This window comes from Microbispora sp. CSR-4, assembly GCF_008033685.1.
Taxonomy (GTDB): Bacteria; Actinomycetota; Actinomycetes; order Streptosporangiales; family Streptosporangiaceae; genus Microbispora.
Genome location: NZ_VJVX01000004.1, coordinates 1 through 16,408 on the forward strand (window position 1 = coordinate 1; position 16,408 = coordinate 16,408).

The following is a 16,408-nucleotide window of genomic DNA, read 5'->3' on the forward strand; positions in this document are numbered from 1 at the left end:
CAGTTCCACAACCGCGACCGCTACCAGCACCCCGAGCGCTACACCCGCCGCAACGTAGGCGAAGACCGCTGGGCCTTCACCTACCACCGCCTCGGAAGAACCCCACGACTACACGAGTAAGGCCGAAGGCACGGGGGTGAGCGATGCGCAGGGCAGGCCCGGGCTGACGCGCGGACAGGCCCGCACGGCTGCCGGAGTGAGGCGGGAGACAGGAGGGTGGGCGACGCACAGGCCGGCCCGGGCGACGCACGGACAGGCACCGGAGGCTGCGGGCGTGAGGCGAGAGGCACAGCGGACGACGCACAGTGCAGGGCCGCGCGGCTACGGGAAGGAGACGGCAGGCACAGAGGAACCGGGCGCGGCAGGCAGGCCCAGGCAACGCGCGGGCAGGCCAGGGCGCCGCCCAGGCAGGTCCGGGCGGACGCGCGGGCAGGCCCGGGAGGCTGAGGGCGTGAGGGCGGAGGCGCGGAGGCACAGTGGGCAACGCACAGGCAAGCCCAGGCAACGCGCGGACAGGCCGGGCGGCTGCGTGCGTGACCACCCGAGCCGAGGACCGAGGACCGAGGACCGAGGACCGAGGACCGAGGACCGACATGAGGATCGACGGGAGGCACGAGGCGAGGGCCGCCGGTGTGCTGTGCTCACGTCATAGTCCTCCGTGCACTGGGCTCTGCGGTTCTCACAGGGGCTTCACGGTGCTCGCAAGGTTTCACAGTGCGGCCCGGCGGCACAGTGCGGCCTTGCGGCACAACGCGGCGCGGCGGCATGGGCAGCCGCCGGGGAGTCAGACGTCGAGGCGGTGGTCGCTGACCAGGATGCCGTCCTCGTCGCTGTAGAGCCATGCGCCCGGGGCGAAGGTCACATCACCGAAGCTGACGGGGACGTCGATCTGCCCCAGGCCGGCCTTGGCGCTCTTGCGCGGGTTGGCCCCGAGCGCCTTGATACCGAGATCGAGCCCGGCCAGGGCAACCGTGTCCCGCACCGCACCGTTGATCACCACGCCCGCCCAGCCGTTCGCCACCGCCGAAGTCGCGATCACGTCACCGAGCAGCGCCGTACGCAGCGATCCGCCGCCGTCGACCACCAGCACCCGGCCCTCAGCCGGTGTCGCGAGCACCTGTTTGACGAGCGCGTTGTCCTCCAGGCAGCGGATGGTGGAGATCCGGCCGGAGAACCGCGCGCGTGAGCCGTACGAACGGAACTGGGTGACACAACTGCGCAGCGCGTCACCATGGGCGTCGTAGAGATCGGCGGTCGCGAAGCTCATGGCCGCATTGTTCCCCAGGCAACCGTCGCGTCAGGGCAGCGTACGGCTCTCGCCTACGGCGAGGTCCCACAGGTCGGCGGGATCGAGGCCGCGTGACTCCCATACGGCGCGGGCCTCGCGCAGGGGCTCCAGCAGCGGCTCGCCCGACAGGACGAACGTGCCCCAGTGCATGGTGGCCATCCGCCGCGCGCCGACGTCGAGGCAGCCCTGCACGGCCTCGGCGGGATCGACGTGGGAGACCTTCATGAACCACCGCGGCTCGTAGGCGCCGACCGGCATGAGGGCGAGGTCGATGCCCGGGTAACGCTCGCCGATCTGGGCGAACCGCTCCCCGTAGGCCGTGTCACCGGCGAAGTAGACCCGATGCTCGGGGGAGGTGAGCACCCATCCGCCCCACAGTGTGCGGCAGGTGTCCCAGAGCGTACGGCGGCTCCAGTGGTGCGCCGGGACGAAGTCGAAGGTCACATCGCCGATGCGGGCCGACTCCCACCAGTCCAGTTCGGTCACGTTGCGGAAGCCGCGCCGCCGGAACCAGCCGCCGAGTCTGGCGGGCGCGAAGACGGCCGTGTCCCGTGGGAGGCGGCGGATCGTCGGCGCGTCCAGGTGGTCGTAGTGGTTGTGGCTGATCACGACCGCGTCGATCGTGGGCAGGTCGGACCAGGCGACGCCGGGAGGGGTGAGCCGCTGGCGTACGCCGGGGATCTTGCGGGACCACACCGGGTCGGTCAGCACGGTGAGCCCGCCGATCTGGAGAACGAACGTCGCATGGCCGACCCAGGTCGCCACGGTCTCGGTGGCGGCGGCGCGGGGCAGGCCGACGCGGTGGACGGGAATCTGGTCGCTGTCACCGATGTCGGGCCGGAGCTGGCCGTGCCACATGACACTGGTGACCTCGCGGAAGTCCGGAAGAGGGGCGGTCAGCCTGTCGGCGAAACCGGACGGCCACCGGCGGGGCCCGGCCGGCCGGACGACCGGCGCCTTCGGAACGGGAGAAACGGGGATTTCTGGGGCCTCAGCACTTTCCGAGTGAATCGTCTGCGACATGGGGAACTCCCTTCCGTTCTCCATGATCCCCGCAGGGCCGAAAGTATTCCTCCTACGACCGGTCGATAACGGCCGGCTTCGCTCCGTCCTCAGGAGGAACGGGACCTCCGCCGCCTCGTCCACCAGGGACGCACCCGGGGATAGCCGCCGTCGTCCAGGCCTGCCATCCGCTCGAAGAGGTTCCACGAGGCCGGATGACCGCAGACGGCGTACGAGACGGCCGAGGCGAGCACGTACAGCACGAGCATGGGCAGGCCGACGCAGAACGCGTACTGGGTGGCGTGGCGGGACTCGTGGTCGAGCAGGCAGCCGGTGAGATAGCCCTCGCCGTGCTTCGTCAGGACGACGTTTCCCACCGTGAACGCCCCGGCGACGGGGAACGGGATGCGGTAGCCGTGCGCGTAGACGAGGCCCCGCTGTCCCCTGCGGGTGCGGGCTCCGCCGATCCGCGCGATCAGCAGCCCGAGGGGCGTGGAGAGGTTGACGTAGTTGATGACCTGCCGGAACCGGTGCGACCGCCGCATGTCCTCAGCATCCGCGACCGGTCCCGCCCGGACAAGCTACTCGGCAAGCTACGGGCGGCCGTACGCCTTGAGCAGCCACGAGCCGGTGGAGCGGGTGACGACCACGGCCGCCGCGACGGCGACGGCGCCGCCGTAGAGGTACCAGTAGCCGGCCGAGTTGCCGGCGATGGCGAGGTCGCCGGCCCGCTGCGGCGTGGCCAGCAGGAACGACGCGAGGAGCCAGCCGACGGCGGGGACGAGCGCGCCCAGCTTGCCGCCCATCAGCCTGCCCATCGCGTACGGCACGGCGAACAGGGCGGCCAGCCAGCCGATCGCGGCGACGGGCACCTCCCCGGCGTACCACGCGTGCTGGAAGCCCCCGACGACACCGAGCACCACACCCAGCAGGAAGAGCACGCCGTAGGCCGCACCCGTCACGACCCCGGCCAGCGGGCCGGGGACGTTCTCGGCGGGTTCGACGCCGATGTGCGTCTCCTGGGTCATACCGCCCAACTTATCCGATACCTCAACCGATGCCGGCGAACAGGTCGGTCTCGCGGTTGTACGGCTCGCCGAGGCCGCCGACCTCGGGCGGCGCGCCGATGCCGGGCTTGCCGGGGACCCCGGCCCGCAGGATGTAGTGCTCGACCCCGAGGACCTCCTGGCCGACGTTGTTCGACAGCGCGAACCACGGCGCGTCCACGGCGATCTGCGTCGCGTGCGCCCGCATCGCGTCGATCTTGGCCTCCACGTAGGGCCGGGCGTCGATCTCCGTCGTCACGTGGTCGTCGGCGCACCCCGGCATGTCGTCGATCGACTCCGGCACCCAGAAGTCGACGTCGGCCTCGCGCATGGTCTCGATGGTCCGCCGCAGCACCGATCTCGGCATGGCGGTGAGGTAGAACTTGGCGATCCGCCACGGCTCCCCGCCGGGGAACTCGGGGTCGGCGGCCAGTTCGAAGGCCCGCCAGGAGACACGGTGCGCCTGGATGTGGTCGGGATGGCCGTAGAAGCCGTTCTCGTCGTAGGTGACGAGGACCTGGGGCCTGACCTCGCGGATCACCTTGACCAGCTCGCCCGCGGCCTCGTCGATGTCGGCCCGCCAGAAGCAGCCGGGGCGGTCGTTGGTCGCCGCGCCCATCATGCCCGAGTCGCGCCAGCGGCCGGCACCGCCGAGGAACCGGTGATCGGTTACGCCGAGCGCCTTGCACGCGGCGGCCAGCTCGCCGATGCGGTGCTGACCGAGGGTGTCGTCCCTGTCCGCCGCGAGGTGCGCGAGCTCCGGGGGGATGACCTCGCCTTCCTCGCCCAGCGTGCAGGTCACGAGCGTCACGTGCGCGCCCTCGGCGACGTACTTGGCCATGGTCGCGCCGGTGCCGATCGTCTCGTCGTCGGGGTGGGCGTGCACGAGCAGCAAGCGACGGTCAGTCATGCCTCCGAGGGTAGTGCCCTCGTACTGGCAGTATGAGGAGCTATGACGGAGAGCTTCCCACGCCTGCATGCCAGGACCAGGCGTTTCACCCTCGGGGTGCCGCGCAACTTCACGATCTCTCCCGACGGAGGTCGGGTGATCTTCCTCAGGACGAGGTCGGGCACCGATCCGGTGACCTGCCTGTGGGAGCTGGACGTCGCGTCCGGAGCCGAGCGGCTCGTCGTCGATCCCCTCGCCCTCGGCGCGGCCGACGAGGACCTTCCGCCGGAGGAGCGCGCCCGCCGCGAGCGGTCGCGGGAGTCGGCGGGCGGCGTGGTGGCGTACGCCACGGACCGGGAGGTCCGGCGGGCCGTCTTCGCGCTGTCTGGCGACCTCTACCTCGCCGACCTCGCCTCGGGCGAGGCGCGGCGACTCCCGGCGGCCGGGCCGGTCATCGACCCCCGCATCGACCCCACCGGCGCGCGGGTGGCGTACGTCACGGGCGGCGCCCTGCACGTGCTGGACGTCGGCACCGGCGCCGACACCTCGCTCGCCGAGCCGGAGAACGACCTGATCACCTACGGCCTGGCGGAGTTCATCGCGGCCGAGGAGATGGACCGGATGCGCGGCTACTGGTGGTCGCCCTCCGGCGACCGCCTGCTCGTGGCCCGCGTGGACGAGTCGCCGGTGGCCCTGTGGCACATCGCCGACCCGGCCAACCCCGACCGGCAGCCCGTCCAGCAGCGCTACCCCGCCGCCGGCACGGCCAACGCCGAGGTCACGCTGCACGTCATCGGCCTGGACGGCGCGCGTACGGCGGTGCCGTTCGAGCAGGAGTATCTGGTGACGGCGGCCTGGGACGGGCACGGCCTCGCGATCGTCACGCTCTCGCGGGACCAGCGGACCATGCGCCTGCTGTCGGCCGACCCGGACACGGGCGAGACGACGCTCCTGCGCGAGGACACCGATCCGGCCTGGGTGGACATCGTCCCCGGCGTCCCGGCCCGCCTGTCGGACGGCACGCTCGTCTGGGTGGCCGACTCGGACGGCGGCCACCGCCTGGTGGTCGGCGACAAGCCGGTCACGCCGCCGTCCCTGCAGGTCCGCGCGGTGCTGGACGTGGACGGCGACACCGTGCTCTTCTCCGCGAGCGGCGAGCCCACCGAGATCCACCTGTGGACCTACACGGCGGGCACGCTCAGCCCGGTGACCACCGAGCCGGGCGTCCACTCCGGCCGCCGGGCGGGCGGCGTGACGCTCGTCGCGCGGCAGAGCCTCGACACCGAGGGCATGACGGTGACCGTGGGCGCGAGTGCTGTCAGATCTTTGGCCGAGCGCCCCGGCCTGGAGCCGCGTGTGTCGCTCGTACGGGCGGGCGAGCGCGAGCTGTCCACGGCGGTCCTGCTGCCCTCGTGGCACGTGCCCGGCTCGGGCCCGCTGCCCGTCCTCATGGACCCGTACGGCGGCCCGCACGCCCAGCGGGTGCTGTCGGCCCGGCGGATGTTCCTGGAGTCCCAGTGGTGGGCCGAGCAGGGCTTCGCGGTGATCGTGGCCGACGGGCGGGGCACGCCGGGACGCGGCCCTGCCTTCGAGCGGGAGATGCTGCACGACTTCACGATGTCGCTGCAGGACCAGGTGGACGCCCTCCAGGGCGTGGCGGCCCTGCACCCGGGCGACCTCGACCTGTCGCGGGTGGCGATCCGGGGCTGGTCGTTCGGCGGCTACCTCTCCGCCCTGGCCGTGCTGCGCCGCCCCGACGTGTTCCACGCCGCCGTCGCGGGGGCGCCGGTCACCGACTGGCGGCTGTACGACACCTGCTACACCGAGCGCTACCTGGGCCACCCTGACGAGGGGCACTACGAGAGGTCGTCCCTCCTCGGCGATGCCGAGAAGCTGGAGCGCCCGCTGCTGCTGATCCACGGCCTGGCCGACGACAACGTGGTCGCCGCGCACACGCTGCGGCTGTCGTCGGCTCTGCTCGCGGCAGGCCGCCCGCACACCGTGCTCCCGCTGTCGGGCGTCACCCACATGACGCCGCAGGAGGTCGTCGCGGAGAACCTGCTGCTCCTGCAGCTCGACTTCCTGAAGAAGTCGCTGAACATCACCGGCTGACGGGTCTACCGGGCGGTGCCGTGCCAGCTGTCCCACAGCGCGGCATAGGCGCCGCCCGCCGCCACCAGCTCGTCATGGGAGCCCAGCTCGCTGACCCGGCCGTCCTCCACCACGGCCACCCGGTCGGCGTCGTGCGCCGTGTAGAGCCGGTGCGCGATGGCGATCACCGTACGGCCGTCGAGCACGGCCGCGAGCGACCGCTCCAGGTGGCGGGCGGCCCGCGGGTCGATCAGCGAGGTGGCCTCGTCCAGCACGAGCGTGTGCGGGTCGGCCAGCACCAGCCGGGCGAGCGCGAGCTGCTGCGCCTGCGCCGGGGAGATCGCCGTGCCACCGGAGCCGACGGCCGAGTCCAGGCCCTCCGGCAGCGCGGCCACCCAATCCCAGGCGTCCACGGCCTCCAGCGCTCGGCGCATCTCGGCGTCCGAGGCTCCGGGCCTGGCGATCAGGAGGTTGTCGCGGAGCGTCCCCCGGAACACGTGGTGCTCCTGGGTGACCAGGGCGACGTGCCCGCGTAGCTCGTCGAGCGGCAGCTCGACCAGCGGTACCCCGCCGACCGTGACCGACCCGCTCCCCGGCGCGTGCACCCCGGCGATGAGGCGGCCCAGCGTCGACTTGCCCGCCCCCGAGGGCCCGACCATGGCCAGGCGCTCCCCCGGGCGTACGTCGAGGTCGATGCCGTGCAGCACGTCGTGGCCCTCGCGGTAGGCGTACCGCACGCCGCTGACCTTCAGCTCCTCCCCCACCGGCCGGGCGTCGCCCGCGACGCGGTCGTCGGGCACGTTGGCCACGCCCAGCAGCCGGGCCATCGAGGCCCCGCCGACCTGGAGCTCGTCCACCCACGACAGCAGCCGGTCGAGCGGGTCGATGAGCTGCTGCACGTAGAGCGTGGCGGTGGTCACCTGGGCCACCGTCACCCAGCCCTCGATGGACAGCAGCCCGCCGACGAGCAGGGTCGCCACGACCGGGATGACATAGCCGAACTCGACCGCGGGGAACCACACCATGCGCAGGCCCAGGGTGTAGCGCTCGGCGGCGAACGACCGGGCGATGTCCCGGTCCGTACGGGCCCGGCGGCGGGCCTCCAGCCCGAGCGCCTCGATCGTGCGCGCGCCCTCGACGGTCTCGGCCAGGCCCTCGGTCATGTCGGCGTACGCCGCGTTCTCCCGCAGGTAGCCGTCCCTGGCGCGGTTGAGGTACCACCGGGTGGCGCCCCACAGCAGCGGCACGGCGACCAGCGACGGCACCGCCATCACGGGCCCGACGAGGATCACCGCGCCGACGACGAAGGCGCCGGTCACGACCGCGATCAGGGTCTCGGGCACGGCCTGCCGCACGCTGCGCGACAGCGCGTCCACGTCCCTGGACGTACGGGTGATGAGGTCGCCGGACCCGGCCCGCTCGACGGTCGACAGCGGCAGCGCGAGCACCCGGCCGACGAAGTCCTCCCTCAGCTCGGCCAGCACCTTCTCGCCCAGCCGCGACGAGGCGTACACCGCGAACCTGGTCAGCACGGCCTGCGCGGCCACGAAGGCGGCGATGGCCAGGGCGACGGTGTCCACGTGCAGGTCGGCGCGGCCCTTGGCCAGGCCGTCCACCAGGTCGCCGAGCATGCGGGGCGCGACGAGCCCGGCGATCGCCGCGAGCGCGTGCAGGGCGAGCGCGAGACCGAGCTCGCGCGGGTATTTCAGCGTCAGCCGCCGCGCGTAGGCGCGCACCTGCGCCCGGTCGGCGACCGGCAGGATCTCGCGGGCCATGCTCAGCCTTCCCCTCTGGTGACGGTCGCGCGATAGCCGGGCGCGCCGTCGAGCAGCTCCCGGTGGGTGCCCTCGGCCCGCACCACGCCGCCCTCGACGTACAGCACGTGGTCGGCCCGGTCGAGCACGAGCGGGCTGGTCGTGCAGACCAGGGTCGTCCGGCCCGCCCGCGCCTTGCCCAGCCGTCCGGCGACGCGCGCCTCCGTGTGCGCGTCGACGGCGCTGGTGGGCTCGACCAGGATCAGGATCTCCGCGTCGGCGAGCAGCGCCCGGGTCAGCCGCAGCCGCTGCTGCTGGCCACCGGAGAACTCGCGGCCCGACTCGGCCACGTGCGCGTCCAGGCCCTCGGGCAGCGCCGCCACGATGTCCTCGGCGCACGAGGCGTGCAGCGCCTGGCGGACGTCCTCGTCGGTGGCCGTGCCCCGCACGTCGAGCTCGTCGCGCAACCGTCCGGTGAACACCCGCGCGCCGTTGTCGGCCACCAGGATGTGCCGCCTGACCTCGGTGAGCGGCAGCTCCGCCAGCGGCGTGCCGCCGAGCGTGACGTCGCCGGGGGCGAACCTGCCCAGGCGGTCGGCGATGGCGATGGCGTCCTCCGGCGCGGCCGCCGCGAGCGCGGTGAGCCGGCCGGGGCGGACCTCGACGCCCGACTCGCCGTCGCGGAGCACCCCGTCGCCCACACGGAAGCGGCCGTCGCCACCGGTGATCTCGGGCTCCAGCGACAGGATGCGGCAGACGCGGCGCGCCGCCACGTGCCCCTTGGTCAGCTTGTCGGCGGCCTCGGTCAGCGTGCGCAACGGCGCGATCAGGAAGACCGCGTAGCCGTAGAACGCGACGAGCTGACCGGGGGTGATGCGGCCCTCCAGCGCGAAGTGCGCGCCGAGCCAGGTCACGCACGCGATCAGCACGCCGGGCAGCAGGACCTGGGCGCCCTCCAGCAGGGACTCCACCGAGGCCACCCGCACGCCCGCCTGCCGTACGCGCTGCGACTCCTCGCGGTAGCGGGCGGCGAAGACCCGCTCGCCGCCGATGCCGCGCAGCACCCGCAGGCCGGCCACGATGTCGGCGGCCCGGGTGGCCAGGTCGCCCTGCAGGTCGCGCTGGGCGTGCTGGCGCCGGTGCAGCGGCTTGAGCAGGGGACCCACCGCGGCCGCCATCAGCGGCACCCCGATCAGCACGACCAGGCCGAGCGGCGCCGAGGTGGCGATGAGGATCACGGTCACCGCGACGACGGCGACGGCCGCGCCGATGCCCCGCAGGAGGATGTCCATGGCGTTGCCGATATGCGCGATGTCGGAGTTGCCCACGCTGACGACCTCGCCCGTCGAGAGGCGTTTCGGCAGCGTCGCCCCGAGCCGGGTCGCCTGCCGTACGGTCACCTGCACGGTGCGGTAGGCCGCCGACAGCCAGGTGACGACGGCGAAGCGGTGACGCAGGACCCCGGTGACCGCCTGGAGCACGCCGAGACCGAGGACCACCGCCGACCACCTGATCAGCGTGTCCGCGTCCCGCTGGGCCATCGCGTCGATCGCCTTGCCCAGGGCCGCGGGCACGAGTGCCTGCCCCAGCCACCACAGCACCGCCAGGCCGACTCCGGCCAGCATCGTAGAGCCCTGGCCGCGTGCCACCCACCACAGGTAGCGCAGCGGCCCGCGGGCGTCGGGAGTGCCGGGATCGGCCACAGGAAGAGTGCGCATGGTCGTTCCAGGCTCGCAAACACGCAGGTCGCGGGGCAAACCGTTTTACCTGCACGAACCAGTGCGTCAACCAAGGTTGACAGATCGGCGGCTGTCAACCTATGTTGACGGCATGAGCGATACGGCACAACTGGCGAGCGACGCCGGCAGCCGCGATCCGGCCGTCGGTCTGCGGGCCGTACGGGCCCTGCGGCTCCTGGTGGAACGGCTCGAAGCGCTGCAGGTGGAGAACGCCCGCAACGCCGGGTGGTCCTGGCAGGACATCGCACTCCTGCTCGGGGTGTCCCGGCAGGCGGTGCACAAGAAGTACGCCGGCGGGCGAGGACTGCTGAGACGGGAGAAGTAGATGCTGGAAAGGTTCACCAACGACGCCCGGCAGATCGTCGTACACGCCGAGGAGCAGGCCAGGGAGCTCCGGCACGGACAGGTGGGCACAGAACACCTGCTGCTCGGCCTGCTGAGCCGCCCCGAGACGCTGTCGGCCCGGCTCCTCACGGCCCGCGGGATCACCTACGAACGGGCGAGAGCGGAGATCGTGCGGATCCTCGGCGACGCCACGGGCGGGGACATCGACGCCGAGGCCCTGGAGTCGATCGGAATCGACCTGTCGGCCGTCCGGGAGAAGATCGAGGAGGTGTTCGGCGTCGGGGCCCTCGACCGGGAGCCGCGCCGCGACCGCCGGGGGGCTCTCCTCAGCGGGCGCCGGGCCCCGTTCAGCCCACGGGCCAAGAAGACGCTCGAACTCGCGCTGCGCGAGGCCATCGCGCTCAAGAGCAAGGACATCCGCGACGGCCACGTCCTCCTCGGCATCATCCGGGAGGGCGAGGGCCTGGGCGTACGGATCCTGGCCGGCGCCGGGATCGACCTGTCCGAGCTGCGGACGGAGGTCAGGAGCGCGCTCTGACCCGCTTCAGCCGCGCCCGTCGGCCCGTGCCCGAGAGCATTGTCAGTCGTCCAGCGACGCCAGGGCGTCCTCGACGGTCTCGTGGACGGGGAACGCGGCGTGCAGCCCGGTCACCGTGAGGATCCGCAGGAGAACGCCCCGGACCCCGGCGAGCTTCAGGAACCCGCCCGCCTCCACGGCGTGGTCGTGCGTCTCCAGCAACAGCCGCAGGCCCATGGAGTCGCAGAAGGTCAGCCCGGAGGCGTCCACGACCAGCCGGGCGGCGCCCTCGTCCGGCAGCGCGCCGGGCAACTCACCGAACACCTTGCCGAAGACGGTGCGCAGCCGCTCGCCGGAGATCACGTCGAGCTCGCCGGTCAGGGTGACGAGCGTGTGCGTCGCCTCGTGGCTCACCGTGACGCCAAGTCTCGTCGTCATCGCCTGCCTTCGTCCCGGAAGATCCTCCGCCCGGAAGATCTGCACAGAAGATCTACACAGAAGTTACACCTCCGGCCCCCCTCGCAGGCAGAGGGAGGCAGGCGCTCAACGGCCGCCGGCGGTCTCGAACAACCCGCCGGAATCGGAGTCCGAACCTCCGTCCGTGGCTTGGACGAGCGCCTCCGCGACCGTCGGGTGCTGCTCGAACACGTTGCGCAGGCCGGTGATCGTCAGCACCCGGCGCAGCACGCCCTGCACGCCGCTCAGCATGAACCGGACGTTCAGGGCCTGGCCGCGCTGCAACGCGGAGATCAGCTCGCTGAGCCCGCGCGAGTCGCAGAACCCCAGCTCGGCGACGTCGAGCACGATGACGGACGTCCCAGGCGACTTCCAGAGCCCGTCCAGCTCGTCATGGAGCAGGTGAACCGTGCCGGCGTCGAGGTCGCCTTCCACCCGCACGACGACGGCCGCGCCGTGGACTGTGGACGCGACCTTCAAGGTGGAACGTGGACCGGTCACGGACATGCTCACTCCCTCGCCTGCGCAGACACGGCAGGCGTGTTACGCCAACACAAAGCACACGTTACCCAGGAGGTGAGGTCATTATGTTCCGGCCGACCGGCCCACGTCCCCTTCCGCTACTTGGAAGCCGCCTTGAGGTAGTCGGCGTTCATCCGGGCGATGGTGTCGAACGGGATGCCCTTCGGGCACACCGCCGTGCACTCGCCGGTGTTGGTGCAGCCGCCGAAGCCCTCGGCGTCCATCTGCTCGACCATCGCCCGGGCACGCGACTCGCGCTCCGGCTGGCCCTGCGGCAGCAGGCTCAGGTGCGTGATCTTCGCCGCGGTGAACAGCGACGCCGAGCCGTTCGGGCAGGCCGCGACGCAGGCGCCGCAGCCGATGCAGGTCGCGGCGTCGAAGGCGGCGTCGGCGTCGGCCTTGGGCACCGGCACGGAGTGCGCCTCCGGGGCGGACCCGGTGGGCACGGAGACGAAGCCGCCCGCCTGGATGATCCGGTCGAACGCCGACCTGTCCACGACGAGGTCCTTGACCACCGGGAACGCCGCGGCCCGCCACGGCTCGATCGTGATGGTGTCGCCGTCCTTGAAGTGCCGCATGTGCAGCTGGCAGGTCGTGGTGAGCTTCTGCTCGCCGTGCGCGACGCCGTTGATGACCATGCCGCACATGCCGCAGATGCCCTCGCGGCAGTCGTGGTCGAAGGCGACCGGGTCGTCGCCCTCCAGGATCAGCCGCTCGTTGAGGACGTCGAGCATCTCCAGGAACGACATGTCAGGCGAGACGTCGTCGACCCGGTAGGTCACCATCCGTCCCTTGTCCGACGCGCCGTTCTGCCGCCAGATCTTCAGGGTCAGGTTCACTTGTAGCTCCGCTGGGTCATCTTGACGTACTCGTAGTTCAGCTCTTCCTTGTGCAGGACCGGACCCTCGGGCGTCCACTCCCACGCCGCGACGTAGGCGAAGTTCTCGTCGTCGCGCAGCGCCTCGCCGTCCGCGTCCTGCGACTCGGCCCGGAAGTGACCGCCGCACGACTCCGTGCGGTGCAGCGCGTCGATGCACATCAGCTCGGCGAGCTCGAAGAAGTCGGCCACCCGGCCGGCGCGTTCGAGCGCCTGGTTGAGCCCCTCGGCGTCGCCCGGCACCTTGACGTTGTTCCAGAACTCCTCGCGCAGCTCGGGAATGCGCTCCAGCGCCTTGCGCAGCGACTCCTCGGTGCGCTCCATGCCGCAGTAGTCCCACATGATGCGGCCGAGCTCGCGGTGGAAGGAGTCGGCGGTGCGGTTGCCGTTGACGGACAGCAGCTTGTCGATCTTGTCCTGGACGGCCTTCCTGGCCTCCGTGATGTCGTCCTCCTCGACCGGACCGAACGAGCCGGCCCCGGCGAGGTAGTCGCCGATCGTCGTCGGCAGCACGAAGTAGCCGTCCGCCAGGCCCTGCATGAGGGCCGAGGCGCCCAGGCGGTTCGCGCCGTGGTCGGAGAAGTTGGCCTCGCCGATCACGAACAGCCCGGGGATGGTGGACTGCAGGTCGTAGTCCACCCACAGCCCGCCCATCGTGTAGTGGACGGCCGGGTAGATGCGCATCGGCACCTCGTACGGGTTCTCGCCCGTGATGCGCTCGTACATCTCGAAGAGGTTGCCGTACTTCTTCTCGACGGCCTCGCGGCCCATCCGCTTGATGGCGTCGGCGAAGTCGAGGTAGACGCCGAGCCCGCCGGGGCCGACGCCGCGGCCCTCGTCGCAGACGTTCTTGGCGGCGCGGCTGGCGATGTCACGCGGCACGAGGTTGCCGAACGCCGGGTAGATGCGCTCCAGGTAGTAGTCGCGCTCGTCCTCGGGGATGTCGCCCGGCGCGCGGTTGTCGCCCTTGCGCTTGGGCACCCAGACGCGGCCGTCGTTGCGCAGCGACTCCGACATCAGCGTCAGCTTCGACTGGTGGTCGCCGCTCTGCGGGATGCAGGTCGGATGAATCTGCGTGTAGCAGGGGTTGCCGAAGTACGCGCCCTTCTTGTGCGCCCGCCAGATCGCCGTGGTGTTGCAGCCCTTGGCGTTGGTGGACAGGTAGAACACGTTGCCGTAGCCGCCGCTGGCGAGCACGACCGCGTCGGCGAGGTGGGTCTCGATCTCACCGGTGACCATGTCGCGGACCACGATGCCCCGGGCCCGGCCGCCGCTGACGATGAGCTCCAGCATCTCGTGGCGGGTGAAGACCTCGACGTTCCCCGCCGCGACCTGCCGCTCCAGCGCCTGGTAGGCGCCGAGCAGGAGCTGCTGGCCCGTCTGGCCGCGGGCGTAGAAGGTGCGCGACACCTGGGTGCCGCCGAACGACCGGGTGTCGAGCAGGCCGCCGTACTCGCGGGCGAACGGCACGCCCTGCGCCACGGCCTGGTCGATGATGTTCACGCTGACCTGGGCGAGGCGGTAGACGTTGGACTCGCGGGCGCGGTAGTCGCCGCCCTTCACGGTGTCGTAGAACAGCCGGTAGACGCTGTCGCCGTCGCCGCGGTAGTTCTTGGCGGCGTTGATGCCGCCCTGCGCGGCGATGGAGTGGGCACGCCGGGGCGAGTCCTGGTAGCAGAACGACTTGACCTTGTAGCCCAGCTCGCCGAGCGTGGCCGCGGCGGAGCCGCCGGCCAGGCCGGTGCCGACGACGATGACGGTCAGCTTGCGCTTGTTGACCGGGTTGACCAGCTTGGCCTGGAAGCGGCGCTTGTCCCAGCGGTCCTCGATGGGACCATCCGGCGCCTTGGTGTCCTGGATGGGCTCCCCCACCCGATACATCCCGGGGAGGCTCACGTTCTCCTCCTCCTGCTGCTGCGCGCGGCGACGGAACTTCACTTGACCACTCCGATCAGAATGCAGACGGGCGCCGAGATGAACCCGATCACCAGCACGGCGGAGACCGCGACGGCGGTCTTCTGCAGCATGCTGCGGACGCGGGGACGGCGGGTCAGGCCGAGCGTCTGGAACGCGCTCCACAGGCCGTGGCGCAGATGGAAGCCGACCATCACCATGGCGACGAGGTAGAACACCGCCACCCACCAGCGGTCGGGCTGGAAGCCGGCGATCATGCGGGCGTACGGCGTGGCGTCGCCGCCCTCGGGGTTCACCGTGCCGAAGGTCATGTCCAGCAGGTGCCAGATCACGAACAGCACGATGATCACGCCGCCCCACCGCATGGTGTGCGTGGCATACCCGTTGGCCTGCGACTTCCGCTTGGCCGCGTACTTCACGGGCCGTGCCTTGGCCGCCCGGCGGGCGAGCGACACCGCCGCCCACATGTGCAGCACGACGCAGACCACGAGCACGATCTCGGTGATCGTCAGCAGCGTCCGGTTCGGCAGCGCGGGCGAGCCCACGGTGCGCAACCATTCGGCATAGTGGTTGAAGGAGTCGGCGCCCAAGAAGATCTTGAGGTTGCCCAGCATGTGGGCGATCAGGAAGAGCACGAGAACGGCGCCCGTGACGGCCATGACGGCCTTCCTGCCGGCCGAGGTGCCGAGCAGGCCACGACGGGCGGGTGTGCGGGGGGAACTATGCGTTGGGACCGGCGCGGTCGCCGAACCGCGATCCGCGGAACCGGAGTCCACAGAGTGGTCAACAGTGGCAGTCACGGCTCCACACGCTAGGTTTGCACTGTTTAGACGTCCAAGTCATGAGAGGTCTGGTTTCGATAGCCCCCGGCTATGCGCTCTGCCCCACCGCCATCCCAGAGGCGAAGGTCCCGAGGATGTGCGACGAAATTCACACCCGACGGCCACAGGTGGGGGCGCATGAAGTCGTCTTCGGCGATAGCCCTAGGCTATTGAGGTGTGCAGCTCCAGCAACTGGCCTACTTCACGGCCGTGGCCGAGACGCGGCACTTCACCCAGGCCGCGGAGCGGATGCGGGTCGCCCAGCCGTCGCTGAGCAAACAGATCAAGAGCCTTGAGACCGAGCTGGGCGCGCCTCTGTTCAGCCGGGCCCGGGGCAACGTCACGCTCACCGCGGCGGGTGAGGCGCTGCTCCCGCTCGCGCGCCGCATGCTCGCCGACGCCGAGACCGCGCGGCGCGAGGTCGCCGAGCTGGCCGGGCTGCGACGTGGACGGGTGCGTCTCGGCGCGACCCCGTCGCTGTGCGCCGGGCTGCTGGCCGACGTGCTGGCCCGCTTCCACCGCGACTATCCCGGCGTGGAGCTGAAAGTCGAGGAGGGCGGGTCGCGCGACCTCGTCCGCGACCTCGCCCGCGGCCAGCTCGACCTGGCGCTGATCATCCTGCCGCTGCAGAGCAGCGACCCCTCCCTGGTGACCCAGGAGATCCTGAGCGAGAACCTCGTCGTGGCCTCCGCCTCGCCCCGGGGGCGCAGGCCGTACATGCGGATCGAGGACCTGCGCGGACGGCCCATGGTCATGTTCCGCCGGGGCTACGACGTGCGCGAGGCGACGCTGGCGGCCTGCCGGCAGGCGGGGTTCGAGCCGCGCTTCGCGGTCGAGGGCGGGGAGATGGACGCGGTGCTGCGGTTCGTCGAGGCGGGGCTGGGCATCGCGGTGGTGCCCTCGATGGTGCTGGAGAACCGGCCGAGGCTGACGGGCACCCCGCTGCTGCCCGGGCTGCGCCGTACGGTCGCCCTCGCGCACCGCAAGGATGTGGAGCCGACCCGGGCCGCGCAGGCCTTCCGCGCCGCGCTGTTGTCGTTCCTCCGCGAGGCCGCACGTGATGGAACGCTTCCTCAGGGAATAGAGGCGCTCGTTGACGTTTGAGCCCTGACGTTGACGTGTGAGCCCTGCCCGAGCGGTTTCCAGA

16 protein-coding genes are annotated in these 16,408 nt (G+C 71.5%); 4 read left to right on the plus strand and 12 right to left on the minus strand.

Features of this window, described 5'->3' with window-relative positions; genetic code table 11:
• Window positions 1-784 precede the first annotated feature (784 nt).
• The 5 genes from rraA to mshB all read right to left on the minus strand — a co-directional run bounded on the left by rraA (window position 785) and on the right by mshB (window position 4,246).
• Window positions 785-1,267 carry a ribonuclease E activity regulator RraA gene (gene rraA, locus FLV34_RS05850; RefSeq protein WP_147942558.1) on the minus strand — a complete coding sequence of 161 codons (483 nt, stop codon included), beginning with the start codon at window positions 1,265-1,267 and terminating at the stop codon, window positions 785-787.
• Between the two features lie 30 nt (window positions 1,268-1,297).
• Window positions 1,298-2,311: an MBL fold metallo-hydrolase gene (locus tag FLV34_RS05855; protein ID WP_142652423.1), complete on the minus strand. Its 1,014-nt coding sequence runs from the start codon at window positions 2,309-2,311 to the stop codon at window positions 1,298-1,300.
• An 89-nt stretch (window positions 2,312-2,400) separates the two neighbouring features.
• Window positions 2,401-2,835 carry a hypothetical protein gene (locus FLV34_RS05860; protein WP_142652424.1) on the minus strand — a complete coding sequence of 145 codons (435 nt, stop codon included), beginning with the start codon at window positions 2,833-2,835 and terminating at the stop codon, window positions 2,401-2,403.
• A gap of 48 nt (window positions 2,836-2,883) precedes the next feature.
• Entirely contained in the window at window positions 2,884-3,318 is a 435-nt protein-coding gene (locus FLV34_RS05865; RefSeq protein WP_147942559.1) for a DUF6113 family protein, read from the minus strand.
• Between the two features lie 22 nt (window positions 3,319-3,340).
• The gene (mshB, locus tag FLV34_RS05870; protein WP_147942560.1) at window positions 3,341-4,246 is read right to left on the minus strand and encodes an N-acetyl-1-D-myo-inositol-2-amino-2-deoxy-alpha-D-glucopyranoside deacetylase; all 906 of its coding nucleotides are present in this window, start codon (window positions 4,244-4,246) and stop codon (window positions 3,341-3,343) included.
• Window positions 4,247-4,288: 42 nt separating this feature from the next.
• Here mshB and FLV34_RS05875 point away from each other — a divergent pair, with 42 nt between their 5' ends.
• Entirely contained in the window at window positions 4,289-6,337 is a 2,049-nt protein-coding gene (locus tag FLV34_RS05875) for a DPP IV N-terminal domain-containing protein (protein ID WP_142652427.1), read from the plus strand.
• 5 nt (window positions 6,338-6,342) lie between these two features.
• On the opposite strand, the gene FLV34_RS05880 is transcribed toward FLV34_RS05875, so the two are convergent.
• The gene (locus FLV34_RS05880) at window positions 6,343-8,091 is read right to left on the minus strand and encodes an ABC transporter ATP-binding protein (RefSeq protein WP_142652428.1); all 1,749 of its coding nucleotides are present in this window, start codon (window positions 8,089-8,091) and stop codon (window positions 6,343-6,345) included.
• A gap of 2 nt (window positions 8,092-8,093) precedes the next feature.
• The gene (locus tag FLV34_RS05885; RefSeq protein WP_147942561.1) at window positions 8,094-9,788 is read right to left on the minus strand and encodes an ABC transporter ATP-binding protein; all 1,695 of its coding nucleotides are present in this window, start codon (window positions 9,786-9,788) and stop codon (window positions 8,094-8,096) included.
• Between the two features lie 112 nt (window positions 9,789-9,900).
• Between FLV34_RS05885 and FLV34_RS05890 the strand changes: the two genes are divergently transcribed.
• Both FLV34_RS05890 and FLV34_RS05895 read left to right on the plus strand, forming a co-directional pair.
• Window positions 9,901-10,134, plus strand: a complete 234-nt coding sequence (locus FLV34_RS05890; RefSeq protein WP_030507490.1) for a hypothetical protein — start codon at window positions 9,901-9,903, stop codon at window positions 10,132-10,134.
• Window positions 10,135-10,692, plus strand: a complete 558-nt coding sequence (locus FLV34_RS05895; RefSeq protein WP_147942562.1) for a Clp protease N-terminal domain-containing protein — start codon at window positions 10,135-10,137, stop codon at window positions 10,690-10,692.
• 42 nt (window positions 10,693-10,734) lie between these two features.
• Here FLV34_RS05895 and FLV34_RS05900 read toward each other — a convergent pair whose 3' ends face one another.
• The 5 genes from FLV34_RS05900 to FLV34_RS05920 form a co-directional block, all read right to left on the minus strand.
• Window positions 10,735-11,109, minus strand: coding sequence for an STAS domain-containing protein (locus tag FLV34_RS05900; RefSeq protein ID WP_142652431.1), 375 nt, complete (start codon window positions 11,107-11,109; stop codon window positions 10,735-10,737).
• 105 nt (window positions 11,110-11,214) lie between these two features.
• Complete coding sequence (locus FLV34_RS05905) at window positions 11,215-11,634, minus strand: STAS domain-containing protein (RefSeq protein WP_147942563.1); 420 nt, start codon at window positions 11,632-11,634, stop codon at window positions 11,215-11,217.
• Window positions 11,635-11,747: 113 nt separating this feature from the next.
• Window positions 11,748-12,488, minus strand: a complete 741-nt coding sequence (locus tag FLV34_RS05910; RefSeq protein ID WP_142652433.1) for a succinate dehydrogenase/fumarate reductase iron-sulfur subunit — start codon at window positions 12,486-12,488, stop codon at window positions 11,748-11,750.
• Complete coding sequence (locus FLV34_RS05915; protein WP_142652442.1) at window positions 12,485-14,407, minus strand: fumarate reductase/succinate dehydrogenase flavoprotein subunit; 1,923 nt, start codon at window positions 14,405-14,407, stop codon at window positions 12,485-12,487. The genes FLV34_RS05910 and FLV34_RS05915 overlap by 4 nt, the downstream gene beginning before the upstream one ends.
• 53 nt (window positions 14,408-14,460) lie before the next feature.
• The gene (locus FLV34_RS05920) at window positions 14,461-15,240 is read right to left on the minus strand and encodes a succinate dehydrogenase cytochrome b subunit (protein ID WP_312845795.1); all 780 of its coding nucleotides are present in this window, start codon (window positions 15,238-15,240) and stop codon (window positions 14,461-14,463) included.
• 198 nt (window positions 15,241-15,438) lie between these two features.
• Between FLV34_RS05920 and FLV34_RS05925 the strand changes: the two genes are divergently transcribed.
• The gene (locus FLV34_RS05925; RefSeq protein WP_142652434.1) at window positions 15,439-16,365 is read left to right on the plus strand and encodes a LysR family transcriptional regulator; all 927 of its coding nucleotides are present in this window, start codon (window positions 15,439-15,441) and stop codon (window positions 16,363-16,365) included.
• Window positions 16,366-16,408: the final 43 nt, after the last annotated feature.